Genomic DNA, 8,708 nt, shown 5'->3' with positions numbered 1-8,708 from the left:
TCGAATTTTTACTTTCTTTTGTGCCTTCGTGTCTTTGTGGCGAGAACATCTTTTACCACAAAGGCACAAAGACACGGAGGTTTTTATATCAACTTCTCTTGCTTCACTTTCTTGCCCAACTTCTTCGTTGATGATTTGAAAACGCCAACACGCGATTCCGGCATTGCGATTCGTGTTCCGTTCAGTAAATCTTCGACAGTGAGCATTTGGATTTTATCGTAGCGATTACCGAACATTTCTTTCGCGTAATAACCTTGCGACTTTGCTTCGTGCTGCATTTCCTTCGTTACCATTTCTTCCAAGCAAACAAACACGCCGATATTCGCTTGCTGTTTTTCCACAACGTGAATGAACTCGCGCACGTTCTTCACGTTCACTTTGCCGCTTTTTACTTCGATGAGAACAACTTCTTTTTTTCCTTGTTCTATTTCAAACGTGAGATAACCATCCCATCCGCCATCAGCAGTGCGCTTGGGATTGAGTACGCCGCCAAGCAATATTTCCACAACCCAATCTTGAAAACCGAATCGTCCGTCTTTCGTGTTGCGCGCAAGTTCTTTCGCCGACGCAATATCTTTGGGAAATCCCGTTATCGTGATGTTCTCTTGAATCCATTTTCGCTTTCGTTCTTCGTCTTCTTCGTACGGTTTGGTGAGACGATTGACGATGAGTTTTATTGCAAGATGAGAAATGTCAACGCCGAGCCAATTGCGATTCAAACGTTCTGCAACAGCGATTGTTGTTCCGCAGCCGCAAAAGAAATCTGCAACCAATTCTCCTTCATTCGATGATGCGTTGATGATTCGTTCCAACAATGCTTCTGGTTTTTGTGTGGGATAACCAAGTCGTTCTTTCGCGTGAGAAGAAAGTTGCATAAAATCATCCCATATATTTTGAACAGGCAATCCTTCAACTTCATCTAAATACTGTTTATATCTTGGAACTCCATTTTTCGTAAAAAAGATTTTTCCGCTTTTAATAGAATCATCTATTCTTTCTTGAGACCAACGCCAATGAGTTCCTTCTGGTGGTGATAATATTTTATCGCCAAATTTTTTTGCGTCTCCTTGACCATCTGCATTCATTGATACTGACCTGTATCTTTTACCTGTTTCGTCTATAAAAGGATAATTCTTTTCGATGTAATCAATAGAATACTTAATATACTGTCTGTTGTATGTATAAGTATTCGATTTACTAAACCATAAAATCACATCTGAAACATTGCCGAATTGATTTCCGTCATTATGGCTATATGCTCTTCTCCAAGTAATTTCATTACGAAAATTGTTTTCACCAAAAATTATATCGCAAACTAATTTCAAATAATGGCTCATTGTTGGGTCGCAATGCAAATAAAAACTTCCCGTTTTTTTCAACACTTTGTGCATATACAAAATGCGAATCGCCATTGTAGTTAAATACGCAACTGCGCTTTTAGAAATGCCAACGGTATCGAGTGTGTGCAAGAAATTCCACAAATCCAAATCCACGTCTTTGATTTCGTTGAGCGTATCGAGATAGGAAACGTTGCTCCACGTATCGGCAAATGCTTGTTTCTGCGCGGTTGCATCGGAAAAATCCAGCGATTCAAATAAAATATTGTAATCGCGTTTGCTGTTAAACGGCGGGTCAATATAAGTGAGGTCAATAAATCCGTTGGGATGTACTTTGGAGAGTTCTTTCAACACATCCAAACAATCCCCGAAATAAAGTTTTTTCATAATGCGTTTTTTTCTTTGTGCCTTTGTGCCTTTGTGTCTTGTCTACTTAGAATAAATCGGCGTTACTTTCATTTCTACAGTTCCTAATTGAGAATCTATTTTTGACCATTCTTCAATTACGATGTCGTCAAAATATGTAAGTGAAACAGATTCATCTTTATAAAAATGAACTCTCCGTGATAAAATCAAATTAGAAATTAATTGGAAACACAAAACACTCATTCTAAAATCTCTTTCGTAATCAAAGGGTTTTCGAATTGTAGTAATACTCTTGTCTTTACCAACTCTTAAAATTTGTAATGAATTTCCCATCTTAAATGAACCCATCTGACGACCACTTTTTGCCTCTAATATTTCTAATTTACTTTCTGTTGAAGGGATAAAACACATAGAATGTTTGTATGCATTGTAATCATCTCTGTCAGTAAAATCTGCTCCAAAATTTATTAGCATTTTTTTTATGACTTCTAAGTTTTTTTTAGTAGGAATATTGTCTTCAGATAAACAATCAAAATAAAACAAGTACTGAAGAAATGATACATAATTATCTTTATTTGCTTTGACTTGTGCATCAAGAAATTCAGTTTTACCAACAGCGATATTTTTTATCTTTTCATATACTTCTTTCCTATGTTGTCCACCTAAACTACTAAGATAAAGCCAAAGGTAATTGTTATCAATTTCCTTTCGATAAAAAGAGAATGTCATATTGAACAATGTTTCAATCATTTGGAAATATGTGAAATGTATTTCAATCTTCATTGTCCACAAATAATCCTCGTCCTTAATATTAGTTACATCTTTTTGAAGAATTGATTTAACTTGCTCATAGTTTTTGATTGTATTATATAACATTGACTGTTTATACAACCAATGGTCAAGTAAATATTGTTTATAAAATTGTTTAGATTCTTCTTCCGATGGATACATAATTGCAAAATGATAATAAGTTTACAAAAACTTCCCCTGTTTCTCTTTCACTTTCTTCGAAATTACTTTCTTCGTAGCATATTTGAAAACTCAGTAAAAAAAAAAGGTCGGTTATCTCATTGACGAGGGACACCGACCTAATTCATAATGATAGAAAATAAAATGTTACTTCCTAAAGCGTGACGTTGATGCTGATAAATCCGCCCACGCACGATCGGGATGAATTGCTTTTGCTCTATCGAACAACAATTCCTCGCTTTCAACGTGATTGGGATCGGGAACGCAACAATCAACGGGACAAACCGCCGCGCATTGTTCTTGGTCAAAGTGTCCTACACATTCCGTGCATTTTTCCGGAACGATATAATAAAAATCATTGGAAAGCGCGTCGTATGTTGAACCTTGATATTCGTATTGAACTCCGCCTGCGTAGATTGCCGTATTGGGACATTCAGGTTCGCATGCGCCACAGTTAATACATTCTTCAGTTATCATCGTTGCCATAAAATAAACTCCTACAAAGTTAATAATTAATTTATTGGGGTGAGAAAAAACTTGTTATTGTTTTAAAAAAGTTGGAAAATGATATGAAAAAAATACCATAAAATCTAACGCCATTTCGATGACGAGTTTGGGCAATTTTTTCAGTCGTTACAATAAAATATTCGCCATTTGACACTAACATTTCATTATCGTATTTAATTTCGAAGCATTTTCTCGACTTCTTCGAGGTGTCCGCTCTCTTCTGAAATAAAATCGCGTATAAAACTGTCCATAACCACATCGTCTGCAACATCATTGAGAAGATTCATATAGCCATTCAACGCTTTCGTTTCAATTTGAACACTTTCACGAAGGATTTGTTCCGTCGTGAGTTTTCGTGCTTTTAAATCCTCGTCAACTTTTATCGTCGGCAATCCGCCGAGAGCAACTATTTTATCGCCAAGTTTCGTGGAATGTCCAATGGATTCCGTCGCTTGCTCACGAAGAAATCCAACAATAGGAATGCGATTCAAACCAAATACGTAGTATGAGTACTGTAAGTATTTCAATGCGCCGGAGATTTCGAGATTCATCATTTCATTTAATTTTTTGATGACTTTATTTTTGTCCATAAATAATTGAGTGGTTGAGTGTAGTTTATTAAGGTGAAAAAAAAATTTGTAAGAAAAACTGTCGTAATAACGGATTCGTTCCTCTTATTTTGAATAAGTGTGAGGCAAATTTAAGTAAAATGAGAGAAATACAAAACGAACTACTTGAAACTTTTCCAAAACGAAAAATGCGAATGTGAGTATAATAAAAGCAAAAGATTCATCGCGGATTTACTTCATAACAGTTCGCACTTTTCTCAAAATTTTCTGCTTCAACGTTTTACTCTCTTCCAAAATTTTCTCCACATCACGTCTCATTTTCGTAGAAAACTTTTTCGCTTCTTTTGAAGCCAATGATTTTAGATTAATAAGCACATTCATCGCCGCGCCTTCGCAACACGAGTGAGTTAGCAACGCTGCTACTCCCGCATCGCTGATTGAATTCACGTTTCCTTTTTCTGCAACAACAGCAACACGTTTCATTACTTCCAAACTTTTCTGCATCGTTTTGAACGGAACTTGCGCGGCGTATTTTGTTGCTTCTTCAACTGCGAAAATTTGTTTCGCTTTTTCTTCTTCGGATTTTTTTGGAAGTCGAAACGCGTCCATCACTTTATTGAATGCTTCAGTATCTTCATCAACGAGTGAAAGCAATTCATCTTTCAACTTCTGACATTCTTCCGCAACAATTTTCAATTCCTCGAAATATTTTTCGTAACCTTTTTTTCCAATTGTCAGATTCGCAACCATTGCAGAAAGCGCAGATGCAAGCGAACCGGCAAGAGCAGATGCGCTTCCACCACCGGGCGCAGGTGAATCGGTAGAAAGTTCATCCGCAAAATCTTTTACGGAAAGATTGTTCAGCGATTTTTTATTTTCAGAAAGAACATACTCGATAATTTTTTTCTTCGCATCGAATTTTGAAACATCATTGAGTCCCAACGATTGAATTGCAATTTCAATTAATTGTTTTTCCGGAACGCCGGCAGATTTTCCTTGTCGCGCTAAATAATATTTTCCCGCAAGCAACATCGCTTCTTTCGGAATCAATCCAACAATTTCGCTTCCCGTTACACGCAAACCAAGGGACGTTGCTTCTTTCACACATTCTTCAAACGCAACGTGAGGCGGAGTAATATTGTAATTCGTCAAGTTAATCGAAACTTGCGCGCGATTATATTCTTCAATAACCCAACCAACTGCCTTCACCGATTTCAATGTTCCTGCAGTTCGAATTTCATTTCCGTTTTCATCCTTCATAATTCTTCCTTCATCATTTTTCTTCACTCTTCCTTGTTCACGAATACGAAACGCAATTTCATTCGCCAATTTTTTATCAGTCGTGTTTAAGTTCACGTTGTATGCAATAAGAAAATCACGCACACCAACAACAGTTGCGCCGCTTTTTGCATTGAACTTCGCTTCACCGAAATCCGGTTTCCAATTGTTGTCGCGCAATTTTTCCTGCAAACCTTCATACTCGCCTTTGCGAATATCGGCAAGATTTTTTCGCGAAGGAGAAGTCGCGGCATACTCATACAAATACACGGGAATGTTGAGTTCATCGCCGACACGTTTGCCGAGTTGTTGTGCAAGCGCGATACATTCCTCGAGCGTTACACCGGAAATCGGAATGAGCGGACAAACATCAGTCGCTCCCATTCGCGGATGTTCACCTTTGTGTTTCGTCATATCAATAAGTTCGCTTGCTTTGCGAATTGCTTTGAACGCCGCATCGCACACAGCATTGGGTTCTCCGGCAATGGTGAAAACAGTTCTGTTCGTTGCCGCGCCCGGGTCAACGTCGAGAAGTTTTGCGCCGTCAGTTGTTTCAATTTCTTTTGCGATGGCGTCAAGAATATTTTTGTCGCGTCCTTCCGAAAAGTTAGGAACGCATTCGATGATTTTGTTCATAATGTTTGTTTTTGTTGCCACGAATTACACGAATTTTCACTAAATAGTATTCGTGTCAATTAGTGAAATTCGTGGCTCATATTTTATAAAACGATTCTTTTTGTCTCTAATGACTCTTTTCCAAAATTTACAATCAAACCTAATTTGAGTTTCGATACAGCAAGATAATTCAACGTTTGCGAAATATGTTCTTCCGCAATTCCGCTCCCACATTTCACTTCTAAAATTATTTTATCGAATGCAACAAAGTCTGCAAAGAATTTATGAGGAAGCGTTATTTCTTTGTAGTGTATCAAAAATTCCTTCTCTCGTTCAAACGGAATATTTCTCTTTTGAAATTCATATTCAATCGCATCTTTGTAAACAATTTCTAAAAATCCTTTACCGAGTTGTCGATGAACTTCCATACAAACGCCGACAATTTGATACGATTCGTCTTTGTAAATCAATTCACTCATTCGTGTCAATTAGTGAAATTAGTGGCAAACTTTTTTTCAACGGAATTACTATCGCTCCATCTCTAAAATTTCCGAGCACTTCTGCTTTGCCTGGCAATAGAAAAGTCCCGTGAGTAATTGCATCTTATTCATCACAGTTCATCCGTTCAACGTTCAGTAATAAAATTTTTCCACATCATTGATTCTATCGGTTTCGTTGTACGTTTGTTGTACTTCGCTGATTTCTTTTTTGAATACGGCGTTAAAATTTCCCCGCTCACTTCAAAGAAAATCAATTGACCAATCGGCATTCCCGCATAAATCTTTACAGGTTGCTTCACAGAAATTTCGAGCGTCCACGTATTACAAAAACCAACATCCCCTTTTCCCGCTGTTGCATGAATATCAATTCCTAATCTTCCAACGCTGCTTTTTCCTTCGAGAAACGGAACGTGTTTATGCGACTCGGTGTACTCTTCTGTAACGCCAAGATATAATTTACTAGGAACAAGAATGTAACCATCGCGGGGAATTGCAAAATGATGAACACGGTTATGTTTTCGTGCATCAAGAATTTCGTCATCATATAACGCAAGATATTTTCCAAGATGAACATCGTAACTGTTGGCGCCAAGACAATCTTTATTAAACGGTTCGATGACAATTGTTTTACATTTCAGTTCTTTGAGGATTTTGGAATCAGAGAGTATCATTGTATAAAAAATAAAAAAAAACAGTGAAAAAGTACGAATTCTTATTTACTTTTTACGGCACCAGAATTTATACATAGCAGAAAACGCTTTCGGGTGTTTCGCTTCAAATAATTTCCATTTATACAAATCCGTAAGTGACTCTTTTTCTGGAAACATATTGAAAAATCCCGTGCGCAATTTCGCATCAAGTTCAAAACCAAGAAAATGCAAATGCAACTCCCTCATCGTTTCAACAAGTTTCGGAATAGTGAATGTGTTTTCTTCAACGTGAAACAACAAATCTCTGCACGAACTTATCGAATAGAAATCGCTCGAAAGCAGAATTTCTTTCGCGGGATGTTCGTTCGGTAAATTAAAAATTTGTTGTCGCGCTTTACGAATAGTACTTTCGGTTTGAGAAAAATTCTCTGTCTCCAAAAACTTCCTCGCTTCGCGAACATCACGCCGCGCCGATTCACTGTATAATCCGATTTTCATTACTCCATTTTCTTCAAGCAATTCGGTAAGAATTTTCCATCCTTCGATTGCTGAACGAAGATGATGCAAAACTCCTGAACTTTCGATGAGGAAAAATTTTTTGTTGAGTTGCGACAAAGAAAGGATATCGCCTTGGACATACGTGATATTTCTTATTTCGTATTCTTCTGTTTTGCGCAGCGCATACAATAAACTTGCTTTACTGAAATCTATTGCGGTGATTTCGGTGTCGGGAAATCGCATACTGGTCTTTATCGGATGCGCTCCTGTTCCACATCCCGCAATAAGAATTGGCGCAGGTTTTGAAACAAACAAATTTTTTTTTGAAGGGAAAAATTTTTTCAACCATTGTTCAAAGGGAATCTGTTCGGGTTTGGAAATGCTAATCCATTGCGGATACGGATTCTCCTCGTATTGCTGTTGAACTGCTTTTGATGTTTCATTTTCCAGTAATGCAAGAGTTTCAATTTTTTTTTCACAATATTTTTCGATGATTGCACTGATGATTTGCTCTTGAATTATTTTTCGAAATGGTTCGCTCCACTGCATTATATCTTGGTCCATTAACCGATGCGCATTTTGAAAGGATGAAAGCGGTTTGTATAACGCAACAAGCGCAAAGTCTTTTTCCCATAAAAGTATTTCTTCGGGTGCATCCTTCAAAACGGAATTAAGTTTATTGAACAAGATGTCCACCATTCCGCTTTCTTCTTCGCGAACGTCGAATACATATTCATTGTAAAAATCTTGTCGTGCGAGTGCGCATAAAAATGAATAAGGAACGGATAATTTTTCGTGCGTAAAACTATCCTCAAAACGTTGGAACAGAATATTGCGTCGTATATAGGTGAACACACGCTCACCTTCTTCATCGCGCATAACTATGCGTGGTAATGCGGTTATGCACAAATCGTTCTTGAAAAAACTCTGAAAATATTCTACCGAAAAATTTATCGGTAAAGATTGTAACACAGCACGATAGATAACCGAAAACTCAGGTAATTGTTTTATTGCCGTTACGATAGCGGATGAAATTTCTCGATTGCCAACATATTTGTTTTCACAAAGAGAAATAAGAATCGGAACAAATTCTTTTTTCAATGGCGGTAATTTGTAATCGTGCAACAATCGCGTAAGAATACGGGTTAGTGTCTCAGAGTTGGAATGAAGCAAAAGCGATTGAAACAACACATTCATCGCGTTGGCAATTTGATTATGTTTCAACAACAAGTTCACAAGATTTTCCCACAAAAAAATATACTGAGGATTGTTTTCGACAAGTTGCTTTGCTCCTTCGATGGAGGAAGAAAGAGTTCGAATTATTTCTTCTTTCGGCGCTGTTTTGTTTGGAATGTTCTTTTTCAATAATTGATGAATGATAATTTTAGCAAAAAAACAGAAGAAAAGTACAGAGAAACG

The 8,708-nt window shown here is 37.3% G+C and carries 8 protein-coding genes; all 8 read right to left on the bottom strand.

Annotated features, from left to right (window positions below; all coding sequences use genetic code 11):
- Positions 1-83: 83 nt before the first annotated feature.
- The 8 genes from FJ218_05105 to FJ218_05070 all read right to left on the bottom strand — a co-directional run bounded on the left by FJ218_05105 (position 84) and on the right by FJ218_05070 (position 8,654).
- Complete coding sequence (locus tag FJ218_05105; protein MBM4166285.1) at positions 84-1,724, bottom strand: site-specific DNA-methyltransferase; 1,641 nt, start codon at positions 1,722-1,724, stop codon at positions 84-86.
- Positions 1,725-1,766: 42 nt separating this feature from the next.
- Positions 1,767-2,654, bottom strand: a complete 888-nt coding sequence (locus FJ218_05100) for a hypothetical protein (protein MBM4166284.1) — start codon at positions 2,652-2,654, stop codon at positions 1,767-1,769.
- Between the two features lie 165 nt (positions 2,655-2,819).
- Positions 2,820-3,158 carry a 4Fe-4S dicluster domain-containing protein gene (locus tag FJ218_05095; protein ID MBM4166283.1) on the bottom strand — a complete coding sequence of 113 codons (339 nt, stop codon included), beginning with the start codon at positions 3,156-3,158 and terminating at the stop codon, positions 2,820-2,822.
- Positions 3,159-3,352: 194 nt separating this feature from the next.
- Positions 3,353-3,769 carry a bacterioferritin gene (locus FJ218_05090; GenBank protein MBM4166282.1) on the bottom strand — a complete coding sequence of 139 codons (417 nt, stop codon included), beginning with the start codon at positions 3,767-3,769 and terminating at the stop codon, positions 3,353-3,355.
- A 210-nt stretch (positions 3,770-3,979) separates the two neighbouring features.
- Positions 3,980-5,662 carry a glutamate formimidoyltransferase gene (ftcD, locus tag FJ218_05085; GenBank protein MBM4166281.1) on the bottom strand — a complete coding sequence of 561 codons (1,683 nt, stop codon included), beginning with the start codon at positions 5,660-5,662 and terminating at the stop codon, positions 3,980-3,982.
- An 83-nt stretch (positions 5,663-5,745) separates the two neighbouring features.
- Positions 5,746-6,120, bottom strand: coding sequence for a GxxExxY protein (locus FJ218_05080; protein ID MBM4166280.1), 375 nt, complete (start codon positions 6,118-6,120; stop codon positions 5,746-5,748).
- 146 nt (positions 6,121-6,266) lie between these two features.
- Positions 6,267-6,812, bottom strand: a complete 546-nt coding sequence (locus FJ218_05075) for a dCTP deaminase (protein MBM4166279.1) — start codon at positions 6,810-6,812, stop codon at positions 6,267-6,269.
- Between the two features lie 45 nt (positions 6,813-6,857).
- On the bottom strand, positions 6,858-8,654 hold the full coding sequence (locus FJ218_05070; GenBank protein ID MBM4166278.1) for a methyltransferase domain-containing protein: 1,797 nt from the start codon (positions 8,652-8,654) through the stop codon (positions 6,858-6,860).
- Positions 8,655-8,708: the final 54 nt, after the last annotated feature.

This window comes from Ignavibacteria bacterium, assembly GCA_016873775.1.
In the GTDB taxonomy this organism is placed as follows: domain Bacteria; phylum Bacteroidota; class Ignavibacteria; order UBA10030; family F1-140-MAGs086; genus JAGXRH01.
Note: the sequence above shows the minus strand (reverse complement) of the source record. Positions and strands in the feature narration are given on the sequence as shown.

What these genes read in the sequence shown, in the direction of transcription:
- FJ218_05105 (MBM4166285.1), bottom strand. Translation starts at nt 1,724, where the DNA reads ATGAAAAAACTTTATTTCGGGGATTGTTTGGATGTGTTGAAAGAACTC.
- FJ218_05100 (MBM4166284.1), bottom strand. Translation starts at nt 2,654, where the DNA reads ATGTATCCATCGGAAGAAGAATCTAAACAATTTTATAAACAATATTTA.
- FJ218_05095 (MBM4166283.1), bottom strand. Translation starts at nt 3,158, where the DNA reads ATGGCAACGATGATAACTGAAGAATGTATTAACTGTGGCGCATGCGAA.
- FJ218_05090 (MBM4166282.1), bottom strand. Translation starts at nt 3,769, where the DNA reads ATGGACAAAAATAAAGTCATCAAAAAATTAAATGAAATGATGAATCTC.
- ftcD (MBM4166281.1), bottom strand. Translation starts at nt 5,662, where the DNA reads ATGAACAAAATCATCGAATGCGTTCCTAACTTTTCGGAAGGACGCGAC.
- FJ218_05080 (MBM4166280.1), bottom strand. Translation starts at nt 6,120, where the DNA reads ATGAGTGAATTGATTTACAAAGACGAATCGTATCAAATTGTCGGCGTT.
- FJ218_05075 (MBM4166279.1), bottom strand. Translation starts at nt 6,812, where the DNA reads ATGATACTCTCTGATTCCAAAATCCTCAAAGAACTGAAATGTAAAACA.